Source organism: Acidicapsa borealis (assembly GCF_059115245.1).
Genome location: NZ_JCACNY010000001.1, coordinates 4,586,214 through 4,602,610 on the forward strand (window position 1 = coordinate 4,586,214; position 16,397 = coordinate 4,602,610).

A 16,397-nucleotide genomic window follows, 5' to 3' on the forward strand; every position below is an offset into this window, starting at 1 on the left:
CGCTCCTCCCGCTCCCTTCGGAGTTCACCAAACATGAGTTCTATCCCTTTCGCACGTCCCATTGTGCCCTCGCGGTCGAACTCTCTGCAGGAGCCATGCTTTGAGCGCACTCTTGATTGTCGGCCTTGCCTTAGGCATGAGACATGGAACCGACCCCGATCACCTTGCTGCCATCGACGGGCTGACCCGAATCCGTCCGCGCGCAACCAACGGAGTCTTCTTTGCACTCGGGCATGGCTTGGTCGTAGTACTGCTGGCGGTAGGGGTCGGTCACCTCATTGCTGCACGCTTTGCATTCGCCGGCCCCTGGGTGCTGATCCTGATTGGAGCCATCAATCTCTTTCGCCTGGTACAGCCGCAAACAGCAGCGGCGCAACCATCAAGACCGATTGTTGCCCAGCCCCTACTCCTCGGCATGTTGCTTGCCGCGGGATTCGAAACGTCCTCACAACTCTCCGCTTTGATTCTTGCTGGGCAGACCAATGCTTGGGTGCTCGGGGCAGTGTTCTCCGCCGGCATGGTGTTGGTCGACGGTATCGATGGACTCATGGCTGCACGAATGCAGCACCTCGCCACACTGGGGCGAAAACGTGCTGCAGCAGCTTCGCGCCTCCTCGGATTTCTCGTGGTGATTTTCGCCTTCGGCCTAGGTGGTGCGGAATTATCTGGAGTGGATTTAGGCAAAGTTGCACTGCCGGTGGGCCTCGCATTATTCGCGACCGTGCTGGCCATCCGCATCTGGTCTCGTTTCGATCTAACTACCGGTAAAGAGGGTCCTGTGCGTCTTAGCCCATCAATGGAATCAAATGTCGGCACTGCGTCACGCGAAGAAGCCTAGTAGAGACCGCGCGTTTAGATGAAGTTAAGTTTCAGTGCGGGGAATCCAACGATGCGACCATTGAATATTCGAAACGTGGTAATTCGAGCGGCAGTCGTTGGACTCCTGTTGACTACTGCAATTCAATTCATTCGGACGCCCTTGACCAGTCCAGGCGTTCGCTCGGAGATCCAGGCTCCTCCAGAGATCCGGCAAATCCTCCGCCAAGGCTGTTATGACTGTCATTCCAACGAAACCAGGCTTGCCTGGTTTGACAAAATTGTCCCAGCACAATGGCTGGTGGCAGAGGATGTGAAGCGAGCAAGGAAACATCTCAACTTTTCAGAGGTGGGTTCCCTGCCAATCGCTGCTCAGCAGGGCATCCTTATCCACGCTCTCAATCAGATTCAGTTGGGAGCAATGCCGCGAAGCACATACAAGGCTCTCCACCCACAAGCAGCTATCACGGACGCCCAACTGACTATCCTTCGCGACTTCCTGCAGTCAACTGCCCTGCGCACAACTGTGAACCCAACGGTGGAGGTTACGGAGGACGGCGGCCATCCCTTGGGAGCAAAGCGAATCATCCGGACGGGACCAGTGCTTCCTGCTTTGAATGGCATTCACTTTCGACCTGAGTACAGAGATTGGAAAGCAATCAGCAGTACCGACAGGCCAGACAACAACACCATCCGGCAGGTGCTTGGGAACCCTGTGGCGATCGAAGCTATTGCAACCAATCACATCAAACCATGGCCGGACGGGACCATCCTGGTCAAGCTCGCATGGAACAAACAATTTGACGCCAACGGAATTGCCCACGCCGGCAGACTTGATCACATAGCGTTTATGATCCGCGACAGCCACAAATACGCGTCGACAAAGAATTGGGGCTTTGCTGAATGGGTCGGCGAAGAGCTCAAGCCTTATGGGAAGGACGCCGGGTTCACACATGAGTGCGTCGACTGCCATACGCCGCTTCGCAACACCGACTATGTGTACACGATCCCAATTGCCCGGCCCGAATGAGGTTCATCATGAGAGCGATCCACGCAGCCTCCATTCTGATCGCGATGACCGTCTTCGGTTGTACACATCAGAATCCTCGAACGATTGCTAGGACCGATACCGAGGCGGCGCCCAAAGGGCACTTTCCATGGCAGCCCATGAATGAACACGTAATCACCTCATGGGTCGATCCGCGGGCGGGCAGCATGTCGACACTCTACGGAAACGAAGTAGCGATTGCGAACGCAAGAAGGGATGCTCCACCCATATATCCTCCAGGGTCCGTCATTTCTTTCGTCACGTGGAGACAAAAAGAGGATCCGCGATGGTTTGGTGCGAAGATACCCGGATCAGTGATATCAGTCGAATTTGTCGAGGTCCGAGGCGTAGCCGCCAGTACGTCGTATAGCTATGAACGCTTTGAAGGACAATCAGCAACGCCAACAGCCTCATCCGAACTTCCAGCACCGAATGACCGGAGCGCGTTTCTCTTATCGCAAAGGATGTCTCCCATGCCTTGATGGTGCGAGCAAACGCATAGCCATCACTTGAATCCCTGACAACTTCAGCAGTTCGATAGATCGCTCTATCGTGAATAATGAGGTGGAGCGAGGAGCATCCCAACTGGCAGCTTCGTCAGCAAGTTCAACCTGACATGAGACAAGACATTATCTCTGACGTTGCGCAAGAAGAAACCCAGTATGTTCACGCGCTGCTTCAATCTCGGCGGCGCTTATGGTGTGACCTATCCCCGGATAGCGGCGCACATCCACATCGGCTCCCATAAGCGCCAGAACGTCTGCTGAACGCTGCACTCTCTGCCATGGGACATGTGGATCTGGCTCACCCCAACCAAAGAATGCTGGCGTCCCTGATAAGCAGCCAGGATGAATCAACGCGGCGTTGGGAGGCCCAATAAGACCACCAGAAAATGCAACGAGTCCTGCGTACCTGCGTGGATTTCTAGCAACGAATTCAGTAGCCAGGCATGCACCCTGGGAGAAGCCGACGATCGCAATCTGTGAGGATGGAATTCCTGCAGCCAGGGCAAGTTGGGTTGTTGCCTCAATCTTCCTGATCGCTGAAGAAAGATAGGGTTCGTTCTGCTCCAACGGAGCGAGAAAAGAGTACGGATACCAGGAATGATCAGCCGCATTGGGAGCCAGATAAGAAAAGTTCGGGCCTCCCAGTGCCTCACCAACTGAGAATAGATCTTCCGTCGAGCCATGGCGTCCGTGCAGGAGGATGATCACACCTTCAGCTTTAGATAACGGCACACCAAGCCTTGAGACCAGTTGATTGCGGTGTGGGTCGACAATCACGTGGTACCTCCTTCGACAACCTGCAGTTCACATTTCGAGTTATGTCACTCGAGCCGCGAGGGTGAACTTATCCTGCCATGGGTCACATGTACACGAGAGACTTCTGTTACGATCCCCAGGCTCGTTTTACGTTCATTTGCTTGCGAGTCACGGAAGATATCTCAGCCGTGGTTGAAACGGAGAATGATAAGCATAATTGCCGCGGCCAAAACCAATACAGAGATGAGTAAAAAAGCAATATAGCGTGTAGCCTGATCCCGATCTCTCGCAGAAGGCTTCGTAATGCCGAAAAAGTCGACAAACGCAGTCGTAAGATAACGGAGCAGTGTCATATTGGCGTATCTCCTCCCGAAGTTGTCACACAGGACTTCCGGTCATTCGCGGAATGCAGGTGGCACCGATGGCGATCCATACGTCTACCCAAGCGTCCGGAGACTCCGTCGACGATTCGAAACCACCAGACAGGCATCTCGCGTTCTTCTAGAGGTAGCCCCGATCCATCGCCTTGACTGTGTCAGCGGTCGTCGCTACTGCATGGGCAAGATAGGCGTAGTTGATAAGTGCCGCAGTATAGCCGTATCCCCACACTGGATGCTTTGGTGCTGCGGTCGCATCTTTCACCACGGCTACTTCGAAACCCTGCTCCAGCAGCTCACGCAGATGAGATTCAACGCACATGTTTGCCAGCATACCGCCAAGAATTACCTTGCTAATCCTTCGCTTACGCAATTGCAACACAAGGTCATTTGTCTCAGGACCCCACACGCGATGCGGTGAAGCCACGATCGTTTTTCCATCCTCGATTTAGGGCTTGAAACGTTCCAGCCAGTCCGCGCCAGAGCCCTTGAGTCCGTCCAGACTCAGCCTTCCCTTGCGACCGAACAGCCCTGAGTTAGCTTCGTCTGCTTCGAGCGGTCCGTTGAATTTCCAGCCCTTGTCTTCGGGAAAGAAATAATGCGGAGAGATGAAGACTTCAAATCCAAATCCCTTCGCAGCCTTGAAGATGTGCTCAATATTTTCAATGGTGTTGATCTCCTTGAGGCTTTCATGCAGCAGCGGCCACGCAAGGCCTTTTTCACTCAACACGTCATTCTGTGGGTCAATGACCACCACAGCGGTATCTGCTTTATCGACCTTGAAAGAGGAAGTTGCCTCTTGCGGCTCGGTTTCCATCTTCACTTTCTCCGATGCCTTCGCAGTCATATCAGCAGCGAATAAAGCGGTTGCCGCAGACGCGCTTGCAGCCGTGAGAAATCGTCTGCGAGAAGTACGAACTAAGTCGTGGCTTTCCATATCACTCCATCCGATCCTCGCGCCCATGTCACACAAGGCGCGGTTTATCGATCCATGTATCACATCAACAACGTGATCCTATCCCGGCCTGAGTGACTCGCCTATCATGTACTTCCATTAGCTCCATATATCCGCCAAGATACCTATAACTGGATGTAGTGTCGTATCGAAGACGCAGTACGTGGGCAGAAAGCATGCAAGATGAATGCCCACGAAGACCGGTCATAGCCAGGATGATGTAGACTGGCCGGCGATACGATCCGCAATCATTTCTACGCTGCTGAATCTAATCGAATATGAGGAGGGTTGCTCATATGAGTTCACTTGTCTCCGTCAACGTAGGCCTGCCAAGAGACGTGGAGTGGGAAGGCAGAATCGTCCGCACCGCTATCTGGAAGTCTCCTGTCACCGGCCGGCTGCGCGTGCGCAAACTCAATATCGATGGGGATGGTCAAGGGGATCTCGCAGGGCACGGAGGCGTGTATCGAGCGGTCATGGTGTACCAACTCGACTCCTATCGATATTGGGAGAATCTTCTCAAGCGAAATGATTTGGAATACGGCTGCTTCGGCGAAAATTTGACAGTGGACGGCCTGGCGGACAATGAAGTCTGCATTGGAGACCGCTATCGCATTGGCAGCGCCCTCTTCGAGGTTACGCAGCCAAGAGTCACATGCTATCGGGTGGGCATACGGATGAATCATCCGCAGATGCCTTCTCTGCTCGTTTCGCACCGGAGGCCGGGCTTCTACTTTCGGGTGATCGAGGAGGGCGAGATCGGTGCGGGAGATGAAATTACAAAGGAAGCGGAAGGGCCGGAGCGCATCTCAGTTGCCGAGGTGGACGCGCTGCTGTATCTTCCCGGCCATCCTCGAGACCAACTCAAACGTGCCCTGCAAATTCCTGCGCTAAGTCCAGGCTGGCAAGGCTCCCTTCAAGCACTATTAGCCGCCGACGGAAATGATGGCAATGCCGGGCTCACTCCGTCTCCAGCGCCACCACCCGCTTGGAGCGGCTTTCGGCCAGCGCTTGTGAAAGCAGTGGCCGATGAGAGCGTGGATGTGCGTTCACTCGTCCTGGAGGCGATCGATCACTCTGCACTGCCCGCCCCCTTGCCCGGCCAATTCCTTGTCTTAAAGACTAGACCACAAGGAACCTCAAGCCCACTGGTGCGAAGTTATTCGATCTCCGGTCCCCAGTCCGAGGGAACCTATCGCGTTAGCGTGAAGAGAGCCTTGGGCCCAGGCAGCCGCTACTTCCACGATGATGTTCAAATTGGCGATGTGTTGCAGGTCAGCGCACCACGGGGCAGCTTCACCCTTGGCGCTGGTAGCGATCCGGTAGTGCTGCTAAGCGCGGGCATCGGAGTGACGCCCGTACTCTCTATGCTTCACTCCCTCGCAGATGATGCTGCAAAACAAACTCGGGAGGTCTGGTGGTTCTACGGAACGCGCAATAGCCTTGAACATCCCTTCGCCGCTGAAGTAGAAGGCCTGCTCAACCGTCTTCCCCAAAGTCGTTCGCACATTGCGTACAGCAAGCCCGGAATGCAGGATCGACAGGGGGAGAACTTCGATATTTCCGGTCGTCTGAATGTCGACGTTTTGCGGCAGCTCAGCGTTCCGCAGAACGCCACTTTCTACGTTTGTGGACCTCCGGCATTCCTCAAGGAAATGGTCCAGGGCCTAACAGCATGGGGCATCCCGAACTCACGTATTCGCTCAGAAGCCTTCGGCTCTGAAACTTCGATCACGCCGGGAATTGCCGCCTCACCGCAAAAGGCACCGCACCTCCCCGCTGCACCCTTGGGCAAAGGACCAAGTGTCTCCTTCACCCGCAGCGGTCTGACTGTGCCGTGGGATTCTCGATGGAGCAGCCTGCTCGAACTGGCGGAGGCCTGTGATGTCCCCGTGCGATGGTCGTGCAGAGTGGGCGTCTGTCACACATGCGAGTCTGGCCTGATCGACGGAAGAATAAGCTACGCGCCGGAACCTCTCGACCGTCCCTCCGCGGACAACATCCTGATCTGTTGTTCCGCCCCTTTGTCAGACATCCAATTAGATCTCTGACTACGTCCATCATCAGAAGCAATCCAGAGCTAAAGGCCGAGCGCACTCAATTCCGGATGACCGTCAGGCCGCCTGCCTAACGGCCAATGAAACTTACGATCAGCTTCAACGATAGGTAGTTCATTGATGCTTGCGTACCTGGCATACATGTACCCCTCTTCATCAAACTCCCAATTCTCGTTTCCATACGCCCGAAACCAATTCCCGGAATCATCGTGATACTCATAGGCGAATCGCACCGCGATCCGATTCTCATGGAAAGCCCATAGTTCCTTAATCAGTCGATAGTCCAGCTCTCGGATCCATTTGCGAGTGAGGAAAGCGATAATCTGCTCCCGGCCATTCACAAACTCAGCACGATTGCGCCAGCGTGATTCCAGTGTGTAGGCGAGGCAAATCTTCGCAGGGTCGCGAGTGTTCCAAGCGTCTTCAGCCAGACGAACCTTTTGGATTGCCGATTCTAGAGTGAATGGAGGTACTGGTGGTCGTGGTGTCATCGCTGTAATCCCCTTCTTCGATAGGCTTGATGCGTTGCCCGGCATCGTTACTTTCCGCGTAGTTGTTGGATCTCCTTGCGGAGCTCCGCATTTTCAAGTTCCAAAGCACGTACGTGGTCTTCCGTTGCCTGCATGGCTTCACGAATTTCCTCTGCCGTATAGCGAGGCGTAATGTGTTGCGGGCAGTTCCAGTCATAGGCCTCAACATGGATCAAGAAAACTCTCTCAATGACGGCCTTGTATCCCGGCATTCGAACACGGGGCAGCCAGGGCTCGGCTTTGTCACCCTCCAGCACGTCAACTCGCCCAAGTATTTTCAACCGTGCCTGGCGAGGATAATCAATAAGAATCATGGCAATGCGGTTGTCACTGAGCAGATTCCCGGTACTGATAAATTGCTTGTTCCCGCGAAAATCCGCGAGTGCAAGGGTGTGATCGTCAATGACCTTCAGAAAGCCCCTAGGACCGCCGCGGTGCTGAACATAAGGCCACCCCGTAGAACCGATCGTCGCCCAGTAGAAGCTGTCGCGCTCGCCCAGGAAGTCGATCTCGAATTCCGTCAACCGGTCACGCGAAGCGCTGGACCGGCTCATGCGTTCATACTGCTGCCGGCTTCCGTACCGTTCCTGCAACTTTTTCACCAGCGGTGTGAATACAAGAGACCCAAAGCTCATAACGCCTCATTCTTGCCAATGTTGCTGACGGGCCAGTCAGGATCACTGCTTCGCCGCCGGGACCGGCCAGACTCCGCGCCCGAATCACTCTTCAGTGCGTGAAGCAATCTCCTCACCGCGAGTCTCCGGGACGAACGGCCCATATCCAACTGATGCATTTCTGCGTCCGAAAGATCCCGTTTGTAAGGATGGGCTTATCGAGAAACTCTGCGGCACATGACAGACTTTCCCTAACCAACCACAATAGCCGCTATTGCTCGATATGCCCATCACACCTTTCTTTGAGTTGTATCAGCTTCCTGCATCCCAGATCTTGCATCGATTTGCGCAGCATACAGGAAGCGTCCCTCAGTTTCTCAGCAGGTTCAGTCACAACTAATGGAATCACATGATTGCTCTCCGCCTTCACCACCGCTAGAGTGGCGCCAGATGTGAGCAGTCAAAATCAGCGAATCTGCAGCAGCCAAGAACACACCCATGCGAGCGCAACTGTACCTCTCGTTCGGTGGCTGGACTTTCTGGGAGTGAATCTATGAAGCTCTTCATCGGCATCATCGTCAGTCTGGTCGTCGGAGTGGGCTGTCGCTACTTTGACATTCCCGTTCCGAGCCCGCCCGTTATTCCGGGTGCGCTTCTGGTTCTCGCCATGACGATCGGATATTCGGCAACTAACTCAATTCTCAATAGCCGGGGCAAACCTGCAACCACAGCCCACTTATGCGGGGGACCGTCAGGCGCCTGCGCAGAACAATCGGGTCTGGTAGCGGCCAAGGTGGACAGCCCTTCGCGAACACAAGCAATGCAAGAGCACTCTGAGCCTGCCCACCGAGTAAGATGAACCGGCGGAAACCGGCGGGGAGTCAAAATAACATCGACGCTCAAGGGAAGTTCTGTGCAACGAGAAGAAAGGAGTCACCATGCACGCACCACCCATGATCCTGGCCACGATCAGCTTTGCCTCCATGCTCGCCATCGTTGCATCAGCCCAGAGCGCAAAGGACATTCGCGGCCCTTCACCGCTGCTCGCCATCGAGAACGAGCCTCCAGCTCGCCTCATCGTCGATCCGCCCCTCCCTGAGCCGCTCGCTCAAGGCCGCGTCTTCATCCAGTACAGGACTGAGAACTTGCGGGTGGTTCCTGTCTTCGGCAAAGGCGCCCTGACCGTATCCCCTCGGATCGGTCACATCCATATCACTGTTGATGACGCACCATGGCATTTTGTTGATGCCAGTGGCGAAACCATCATTCTCGTTGGCCTCGTGGCTGGTCCACACAGCGTGCTCATTGAACTCGCCGACCCTACTCACAAAGTCATCACCAGTCAAACGGTCAAGTTCATCGTGCCGGATGTCGATCATCCAGCGGCACCCACAAAATGAACATCGTTCATTCCAGGATTGCCACTTACCGCTAACTGGAGGCCCCGGAGGCATCGGTGTTGAACTCATAGCTCTGCAGCCCACACACAATCCTCTCCGGGTAGACCGACATGTTATCTTCGCCAAACCTTAGCCGTCTGAACCCGGAAACTGAGACATATCCGCTCCTGACCGAGGCGGAGTTGAATCGTGCGAAACAATTCGCGCAGCTCCGAACCGTGGAAGCCGGGGACGCCCTGTATCGCCCCGGCGATCTCGCGATCCCTCTTTTCATCCTGCTGTCAGCCAGCGTCGAAATACTGCAGACCGAGCCGGACGGCGATCGACTGGTTACGGTCCTATCTCCTCGGATGTTTACAGGCGAGGCCGGCATGATTGGCGGACAGAGAGCTGTCGTGCTCGCGCGCGTGAAGCACGCCGGCGATGTGCTTGAGATCTCGCCCGAGAATCTGCGCGCCCTCGCTGCCCGCGACGCACAACTCGGCGAAATCCTCATGCGGGCCTTCCTGCTCCGCAGACTCATGCTGGTCATGAAACAACTTGGCAACGTCATCATCATCGGATCGCGACACTCCACAGATACGGTGCGATTGCGAGTTCCTGGGAAGGCAGGGCCATCCACACACGTTTGTCGATCTGGACATCGATACGATCTCTCAAGCCCTCCTGGATCGTTTCGCGATCAATCTCGATGAGATCCCGATCGTCATCTGCAATGACCAGGCCGTAATGCGTAACCCAACGGTTCTCGAGTTGGCGAATTGCCTCGGCCTGAACGACAACATCGACCCCAGTCTTCTTCGGGATATCGTCATCGTGGGTGCGGGCCCAGCCGGCCTCGCTACAGCCGTCTACGCTGCATCCGAAGGGCTGGAGCCTCTCGTGATCGAGAGCCATGTGCCAGGGGGCCAGGCAGGCGCAAGTTCCCGCATTGAAAACTACCTCGGCTTTCCCACCGGCATCTCAGGACAGGAGCTAGCCTCAAGCGCCGTCGCGCAGGCACAAAAATTTGGCGCAAAGATCGCCGTTGCCAGAGCCATCGTTCAGTTGCGCTGCCAACGCCGTCCCTACGAACTCGTCATGGAAGATGACAGCGTCCTGTACGCCAGGACCATTGTGATTGCAACCGGAGTGCGATACAACAAGCCCTCCGTCAATCTTCGAGAACAGTTCGATGGCCACGGAATCTTCTACGGGGCAACGTACATCGAGTCGCAGCTTTGCGAAGGCGAAGAAGTTGTTGTCGTAGGCGGCGGCAACTCTGCTGGTCAGGCTGCGGTGTTCCTCTGCGAGAGCGCAAGCAAAGTGTACATGCTGGTGCGATCGAGCGACCTGTCCGGCACCATGTCTCGCTATCTGATTCAGCGCATCGCAGCAAACCCCGCAATTGAACTTCTCTGTGACACGGAATTGGTGAGCCTGGAGGGCGGGAATCATCTCGAAAACGTGCGTTGGATCAACAAAAAGACTCAGCTCATAACTTCAGCGCCAATCAGGCATGTGTTTATCATGACCGGAGCCTCACCGAACACCGAATGGCTCCAGGGCCGCATCGCGCTTGATGAAAAAGGATTTATCATCACTGGGCACGACCTGGAGCTCGCCAAGCCGGACAGTCGATGTCCACGCTGGCCACTGATGCGCGCACCTCAGCTACTCGAAACCAGCTTGCCCGGCGTCTTTGCAGTGGGCGACGTCAGGGCTGGGAGCGTAAAGCGCGTTGCATCCGCAGTGGGCGAAGGAGCAATCTCCGTGAGCTTCGTTCATAAGGCGCTCGCTGATATCTGAACGATGAATCGACTCAACGCGGATAGGGTTTCCTCAGCTGGAACGTAGCACTCGATTCCAGAATGCACGAAGTCTCGCCAGGACGTCATGAGAACCGGACCTTGCTCCCTCAAAGATGAGTGCGCCGGGAACCTGAAGCGTGATCTGAGTCCCCGACGCGGATGTGGTCAACTTGAATTGACCGCCAATCCTCGTGGCCCTTTCTCGCATCCCTTGTAGCCCGAAGTGTCCCTGCCTGCCCTTCTCGACAATCTCCTGAGGTATACCTTTACCGTCATCGCTCACACGTAAAGTAAGGTCTTTTCCATATCGTATTTCGACGCTCACCCGGCTGCCCTCCGAATGGAAGCACGCATTGCGAATTGCCTCACAGGCTATGCGGCATACCTCTTCAAACAAAGGCGACTTCATTGCCTGGATCGTTCCCACCACCACGACTTCAACCTGAGTTGAACTGCGCTTCTCAAACTCCTGAGCAGCTCTGCGAAGCACATCCAGGAGATCATGGTCTTCACTCGCGCCATGTCGAAGAGAATCCAGCGCCGCCCGCCCTTCTTCAGTTGCCTGTCCAAGCCATTTCGACAAATTCTTCAGCGTCACCCGCATGGCGGTGGGGCTTATCTCCTCACTCAAGGCATCGTCGGCGACCATTTTGCTGGATTGAATCGTTTGTAGAAGAGTGTCGTGGAGTTCGCGAGCCAGTCGCGTGCGCTCATTCACCCGTTCCCGCAGACGCACATTGAATTCGAGCGAAGTCTGGCGTAACCGGTACAGGTACACAGAGACAATCAGCAGCAGGATCAACACAATGTAGCTCACTGTAAACCACCATGTACCCCACCACGGCGGCAGGATCTCTATCTCCAGTGATGCACCAGGTTCGTCCCAGGCGCCCGCACTCGTCGCACCCTCGACACGAAAGGTGTACTTGCCTTTCGGTAGCGTCGTGTAAGTAGCAACTCGCTGATCGCTTCCAACCTCGTGCCAGTCAGTCTCCAATCCCTCTAGGCGGTAGCGATAGCGATTCGTCATTGCATTGAAATTGCTGAGCGCAGAAAATTCTATTGCGAAGATATTTTGCTGGTGCGTGAGAGTAATTGAGTTCGTATAGGTAATGGATTGATGAAGTGGCGACCCATGCCCGATCGGCACCGGGTTCCCTGCCAATCGAAAGTCGGTCAGCACTGTCTTTGGCACGAAGGAACTACCAGTGAGTTTACTGGGATAGAACGCAGTAGCTCCGCTGAAGCCACCAAAGAACATCTCACCCTGCGGACTCTTGAAGCACGTAGACCAGCCTGTTAAATCAGGCCCGGGAAGTCCGTCCGCAACAGAGTAATTCTTGAATTTCTCAGTTTGAGGATCGAAGTTGGATAACCCGTTATTGGTTCCCATCCAAAGGGTGCCGCGCTCATCCTCGAGGATACAACTCACCACATTACCAGCCAGTCCATCTTTTTCGTAGTAAACCTTGGCGGTCCCCGTGTTGGGATCAAATCTGTCGAAGCCATTCTGCGTCCCAAGCCACATGCGGCCCACATGATCGAAGAACACCGACGTGACACGATGGTCACTCACAGAATGAGGGTCGTCCGGATTATACGAGTAAATCGAAAACTGGCCTGTCTTTGGGTCGAAACGTTGAAGCCCCGATTCCCCTCCCAGCCATAGCTTGCCGTCAGAGGCTTCTTTGATATCAGAATAGGCAACCGTATCGTGCGGATCAGGCTTGTAGAAGGTGAAAGTTCCGCTCGTCGAATCGAAACGCCCAAGGCCTCCCCACGTTGCCGCCCAGAGAGTGCCAAGGTGATCGAACGCGATTCGCATAATTGGATTTCCACCTTGCATGGATGCATTGCCACGGCCCGAAACATAGGGCTCTGCTTCTCCGGTTAAGGGATTCAATCGCTGTAATCCTTGACGAAAGGTTCCGGCCACAAGGTTCCCCGACCGATCCTCGAGAAACGAGAGCACTTCACCCTTAACGCCCACACCGGGGGCAACGATGTTCGTGTGTCGCATGCGATCTATACGGTTCAGTCCCCCAGTCGACCCAATCCAAAGTATTTTGTTTCTATCTTCATAAATCGAGGTCACGAGAGAACCCTTCAAGCTCCCCCGCTTGCTACTGAAATTTTCGAACGGCAGCGGTCTTTCAGAAAAGAAGTAGGGGGTAGTCTCATGCAAATCTACCCATATATTGCCTTCACTATCTTCAAATAAGTGGGTAATGCTGTCAGCACCCAGGCTCTCGTTATCTTCGCGGTCATGCTTATAGCGTACGAGGCTTTTATGCTCACGGTCATACTTGAGCAGACCACCGCCCTCCGTTCCCAGCCAAACGGTACCGTCCCGTGATTCGAGGATCGTGTAGATTCCCGCAATCGTTGTTACCCGATGCGCTCCTTCATAGATGAAATAGCAAACGAGCCTTCTATCTTTGCGATCAAGTACACCCAATTGGCATTTTGGTGAAGTATTAATGAACCAGAACAAGCCAGATCCGTCTTCATGAAACATGGAAACAATGTTTCCGCCCAGAGAAATGTGAAGTGTCACCTTCCCCGTTTTTCTATCGAACGCATCCAGTCCGCCGTCAGTCGCAACCCAGAAGGTTCCGTGGCGGTCTTCGTCCGAGAAGGTAGTGTCATTGCCACTAAGGCTCGTAGGGTCGTTTGGATCATGTGTATATCGAGCCGTACGCCCGTCGAGTGGATCCAGTTTGAAAAGTCCCTTGGCGGTCGACAGCCACAACTTTCCGTACTGGTCTTCACTGATGTGGAGGGCTGGACCATCATTCTCGTTCGTTCCTTGCAGACCGATACGGAAGTGCTTGAATGTCTCCGTAACGGGGTCAAATCGGTCGATGGACTGATCGCAGCCAACCCAGAGTGCTCCAGTATGGTCCACGAAGAGACTTCGGACATAAACGCCTCCCAGACTGTTGGGCTGCCCCGGCTCATGTCGAAAGATCTTGAACCGGTATCCATCGAACCGGTTCAATCCATACTGCGTCCCGAACCAAAGAAATCCCGATCGGTCTTGCACGGTTGCGCCCGCCCGGACCTGAGACAAGCCATTCACAGCTTGAATCTGGCGGAACCGGATGTCCGAACCGTCGGTCATCTGCATAGGGACTTCCTCAGTCTTGAACGGCACCCCAACCCGATTCGTTCGCGCAGAAATGCTCGAGGAGCCATGACTGTCATCGGACTGGCCTCTCGCCGGCATTCCAGATCCGAGCAGCACCATGATTGAAACCAGAACCCAGGTTGGCACAGCGCGGCGGAACAGATGTATCCCTCTCGCTCCTTCGGGCCTTCTTGCAACTCTCATCAAAATCAGACCTCAGACTCGGTCGCAGGGTTCCAGGGGCGCTCCAATTCTAGAAATGTAGAGTCGAAGTTTTTGAGTGCGCGGAAGCACGCCGCCTGACTACAATAATCCACAAACAGTGCGGGGTTTCTTTGGCATCTGGCCACAAAATTCGCATCATGATTGTCGAAGACCACCCCGTGTTTCGCGAGGGATTGGCGACGATTATTGGCTCCAGGAAAGATATGCTTCTGGTTGCGCAGGCTACCAATGCCCAGGAAGCTATCGAGCAGTTTAACACCCATCTGCCAGACATTACGCTCATGGATCTCCGCCTGCCCGGACGAAATGGCATTGACGCGTTGATTGCCATACGAGGGGATTTTCCCCAGGCCCGTGTGATCATGCTTACGACCTCCGATGGTGATGGTGAAATCCAGTCGTCGCTTAAAGCTGGTGCCGCGGCCTACGTCCTGAAAAGCATGCCAAAGGACGACTTAATCGAAGTGATTCGATCAGTACACGAGGGCGGCCGGCACATCCCACCCGAGGTAGCCCAGCGTTTAGCCGAACACCTAGGAGACAATACTCTTACCAATAGAGAACTCGAAGTCCTTCGACTCATCCGCGATGGCCACCGTAACAAACAGATCGCCGACGAACTTACAATTTCAGAAACAACTGTAAATTTCCACATCAAGAATCTCGTCGAAAAATTACAGGCCAACGATCGCACCCACGCAGTCACAATCGCATTGCGCCGCGGAATTCTTCATATCTGAATTCACCGTCTACCTATAGAAAACTATAGCTCGCAGACTGTAGTTTTCTACGTTTCTGCAAGGAACAGGCCGCGCTAAAGTAGAGATGCCGCGGGGGTAGCTCACCTGTGCTTCAATGCCACCCGGCCTGGGACCGTAGTCATCGCCGGACGATATATAGAACTTGGCCCGAGAACGGAGTGAAATGACGGGACCAGGGGCAGGTGTATCAGAAGCAATTTGCATCATCATCACACATACAGCTCAGCCTGACCCTCCAACCTCTCTCCTCTCTCGATACCCGCCCGGAAGCGAACTCGAGGCTGCCTGTCTTGATGGCGTACCCTTTCCATGGAGTAGTTCGGTTTGGGTCTGTGCCCTTTCTGTTGGTAGCGCCTTCCTCATTGCCTACCTGGCCTACCGGTACCGGGTCAGACGCATGGAAGAAGAGCTGACGGCTCTCTTTCATAAGCGGCTCTCAGAACGTGCAAACCTTGCCATCGACCTGAACGATTCCCTCCTGCAAACCGTTGAAGCCAGCAAACTCATCGCGGATGACGCACTCGAGCCCCCCTCCGATCTGACCCGCATCCGTTCGGCGATGGGGCGGCTGTCGTATTGGCTGGGCAACGCCGCCGTCGAAGGCCAGGCTGCGCTCAATTCATTGCGCAAAGCTGCCTACGATGGAAACGATCTCGCCTCGGGATTTCAGCGCGCCGCCGAGGAGTGTCTAACCCATCGCTCCCTCGATTTTGTCGTGACCACCACTGGAACGAGTAAAGATATGCAACCCATGGTGCGCGACGAAGTCTATCTCCTCGGCTATGAAATCATCAGCAGCTTCTACAGGCGCACAGACGCGAATCGCCTCGAAATCAGCTTGATCTACGGCGCGGACTTCTGCATGCGGGTCAAATCAAGCGGGCAGATGCCCCGGTCAATCAGCGGTGGCGCGGAGATGACTAGCCCCTTTGATTTGCACAGAATGCAGAGACGAGTGCAACGCTTCGGCGCAACGCTGAGCGTTGGCACACCTTCAAGCTCTTCTGTTGAGCTAACGCTCACTGTCCCCGGCAGTATCATCTTCACCAGGTTCGCGCCCCTTTTCCCTCAATGGCTGATCTTCCTCTGGCAGCGCCTCCGGTCGCGAAAGGGCGGCACTGAGTAACGCGCTCTTCGTCCCGCACGACGCCGGTCATTTAAAGGCTGTTGAGTACCTGACTGTTGACACGGGGACAACCTGTTGCCATCGCGCAACGACTCATGGAAGAACATGATTGCGGCACAATCCTCACCCGCATAAGGTGAAGCTCGAACCAGTGATGCACGGTCACGCTTCCATCACGTCTCTGGTCCGTGCGGCAGCGTGCGCCACACACAAAGATTGGTAGTCAGGTGCACTGCGTCATCGATAGCGACAGAGAGCCCGCATTCGGCAATGCAAACAAAGATTAAGCACAAACACCACCCGAGA

Annotated in this window: 16 protein-coding genes; 10 read left to right on the plus strand and 6 right to left on the minus strand. The window is 54.8% G+C overall.

Annotation, left to right across the window (positions count from 1 at the left end; all coding sequences use genetic code 11):
* The first annotated feature begins 100 nt into the window (after positions 1 to 100).
* The 3 genes from AC5S27_RS18820 to AC5S27_RS18830 all read left to right on the plus strand — a co-directional run bounded on the left by AC5S27_RS18820 (position 101) and on the right by AC5S27_RS18830 (position 2,346).
* Positions 101 to 838, plus strand: a complete 738-nt coding sequence (locus tag AC5S27_RS18820) for a HoxN/HupN/NixA family nickel/cobalt transporter (protein ID WP_493936098.1) — start codon at positions 101 to 103, stop codon at positions 836 to 838.
* Between the two features lie 51 nt (positions 839 to 889).
* Positions 890 to 1,846: a heme-binding domain-containing protein gene (locus tag AC5S27_RS18825; protein ID WP_493936099.1), complete on the plus strand. Its 957-nt coding sequence runs from the start codon at positions 890 to 892 to the stop codon at positions 1,844 to 1,846.
* Between the two features lie 137 nt (positions 1,847 to 1,983).
* Positions 1,984 to 2,346: a cytochrome P460 family protein gene (locus AC5S27_RS18830; RefSeq protein ID WP_493937335.1), complete on the plus strand. Its 363-nt coding sequence runs from the start codon at positions 1,984 to 1,986 to the stop codon at positions 2,344 to 2,346.
* 147 nt (positions 2,347 to 2,493) lie between these two features.
* On the opposite strand, the gene AC5S27_RS18835 is transcribed toward AC5S27_RS18830, so the two are convergent.
* From AC5S27_RS18835 to AC5S27_RS18845, 3 genes are all read right to left on the minus strand, one after another.
* Entirely contained in the window at positions 2,494 to 3,147 is a 654-nt protein-coding gene (locus AC5S27_RS18835; protein WP_493936100.1) for an alpha/beta hydrolase, read from the minus strand.
* Between the two features lie 480 nt (positions 3,148 to 3,627).
* Complete coding sequence (locus tag AC5S27_RS18840) at positions 3,628 to 3,930, minus strand: cysteine hydrolase family protein (RefSeq protein ID WP_493936101.1); 303 nt, start codon at positions 3,928 to 3,930, stop codon at positions 3,628 to 3,630.
* A 21-nt stretch (positions 3,931 to 3,951) separates the two neighbouring features.
* Positions 3,952 to 4,440: a twin-arginine translocation signal domain-containing protein gene (locus AC5S27_RS18845; RefSeq protein ID WP_493936102.1), complete on the minus strand. Its 489-nt coding sequence runs from the start codon at positions 4,438 to 4,440 to the stop codon at positions 3,952 to 3,954.
* A 314-nt stretch (positions 4,441 to 4,754) separates the two neighbouring features.
* Here AC5S27_RS18845 and AC5S27_RS18850 point away from each other — a divergent pair, with 314 nt between their 5' ends.
* Positions 4,755 to 6,509 carry an MOSC domain-containing protein gene (locus tag AC5S27_RS18850; protein WP_493936103.1) on the plus strand — a complete coding sequence of 585 codons (1,755 nt, stop codon included), beginning with the start codon at positions 4,755 to 4,757 and terminating at the stop codon, positions 6,507 to 6,509.
* A 29-nt stretch (positions 6,510 to 6,538) separates the two neighbouring features.
* Here the strand turns inward: AC5S27_RS18850 and AC5S27_RS18855 are convergent, their stop codons facing one another.
* Both AC5S27_RS18855 and AC5S27_RS18860 read right to left on the minus strand, forming a co-directional pair.
* Positions 6,539 to 7,006 carry a nuclear transport factor 2 family protein gene (locus tag AC5S27_RS18855; protein WP_493937336.1) on the minus strand — a complete coding sequence of 156 codons (468 nt, stop codon included), beginning with the start codon at positions 7,004 to 7,006 and terminating at the stop codon, positions 6,539 to 6,541.
* Positions 7,007 to 7,053: 47 nt separating this feature from the next.
* Positions 7,054 to 7,569 carry a pyridoxamine 5'-phosphate oxidase family protein gene (locus tag AC5S27_RS18860; protein WP_493936104.1) on the minus strand — a complete coding sequence of 172 codons (516 nt, stop codon included), beginning with the start codon at positions 7,567 to 7,569 and terminating at the stop codon, positions 7,054 to 7,056.
* A 643-nt stretch (positions 7,570 to 8,212) separates the two neighbouring features.
* Between AC5S27_RS18860 and AC5S27_RS18865 the strand changes: the two genes are divergently transcribed.
* The 4 genes from AC5S27_RS18865 to AC5S27_RS18880 all read left to right on the plus strand — a co-directional run bounded on the left by AC5S27_RS18865 (position 8,213) and on the right by AC5S27_RS18880 (position 10,847).
* The gene (locus AC5S27_RS18865) at positions 8,213 to 8,518 is read left to right on the plus strand and encodes a XapX domain-containing protein (protein WP_493936105.1); all 306 of its coding nucleotides are present in this window, start codon (positions 8,213 to 8,215) and stop codon (positions 8,516 to 8,518) included.
* Between the two features lie 79 nt (positions 8,519 to 8,597).
* Positions 8,598 to 9,059 (plus strand): DUF6130 family protein, encoded by a 462-nt coding sequence (locus tag AC5S27_RS18870; RefSeq protein WP_493936106.1) that lies wholly within the window; start codon positions 8,598 to 8,600, stop codon positions 9,057 to 9,059.
* A gap of 110 nt (positions 9,060 to 9,169) precedes the next feature.
* Positions 9,170 to 9,754 carry a Crp/Fnr family transcriptional regulator gene (locus AC5S27_RS18875; protein WP_493936107.1) on the plus strand — a complete coding sequence of 195 codons (585 nt, stop codon included), beginning with the start codon at positions 9,170 to 9,172 and terminating at the stop codon, positions 9,752 to 9,754.
* A 34-nt stretch (positions 9,755 to 9,788) separates the two neighbouring features.
* Positions 9,789 to 10,847, plus strand: a complete 1,059-nt coding sequence (locus tag AC5S27_RS18880) for an NAD(P)/FAD-dependent oxidoreductase (protein ID WP_493936108.1) — start codon at positions 9,789 to 9,791, stop codon at positions 10,845 to 10,847.
* A gap of 33 nt (positions 10,848 to 10,880) precedes the next feature.
* On the opposite strand, the gene AC5S27_RS18885 is transcribed toward AC5S27_RS18880, so the two are convergent.
* Positions 10,881 to 13,367, minus strand: a complete 2,487-nt coding sequence (locus AC5S27_RS18885) for a ligand-binding sensor domain-containing protein (protein WP_493936109.1) — start codon at positions 13,365 to 13,367, stop codon at positions 10,881 to 10,883.
* 974 nt (positions 13,368 to 14,341) lie between these two features.
* Here AC5S27_RS18885 and AC5S27_RS18890 point away from each other — a divergent pair.
* Positions 14,342 to 14,944, plus strand: coding sequence for a response regulator (locus AC5S27_RS18890; protein ID WP_493936110.1), 603 nt, complete (start codon positions 14,342 to 14,344; stop codon positions 14,942 to 14,944).
* A 418-nt stretch (positions 14,945 to 15,362) separates the two neighbouring features.
* A complete protein-coding gene (locus tag AC5S27_RS18895; protein WP_493936111.1) occupies positions 15,363 to 16,091 on the plus strand; it encodes a sensor histidine kinase in 729 nt (242 codons plus the stop codon).
* Positions 16,092 to 16,397: the final 306 nt, after the last annotated feature.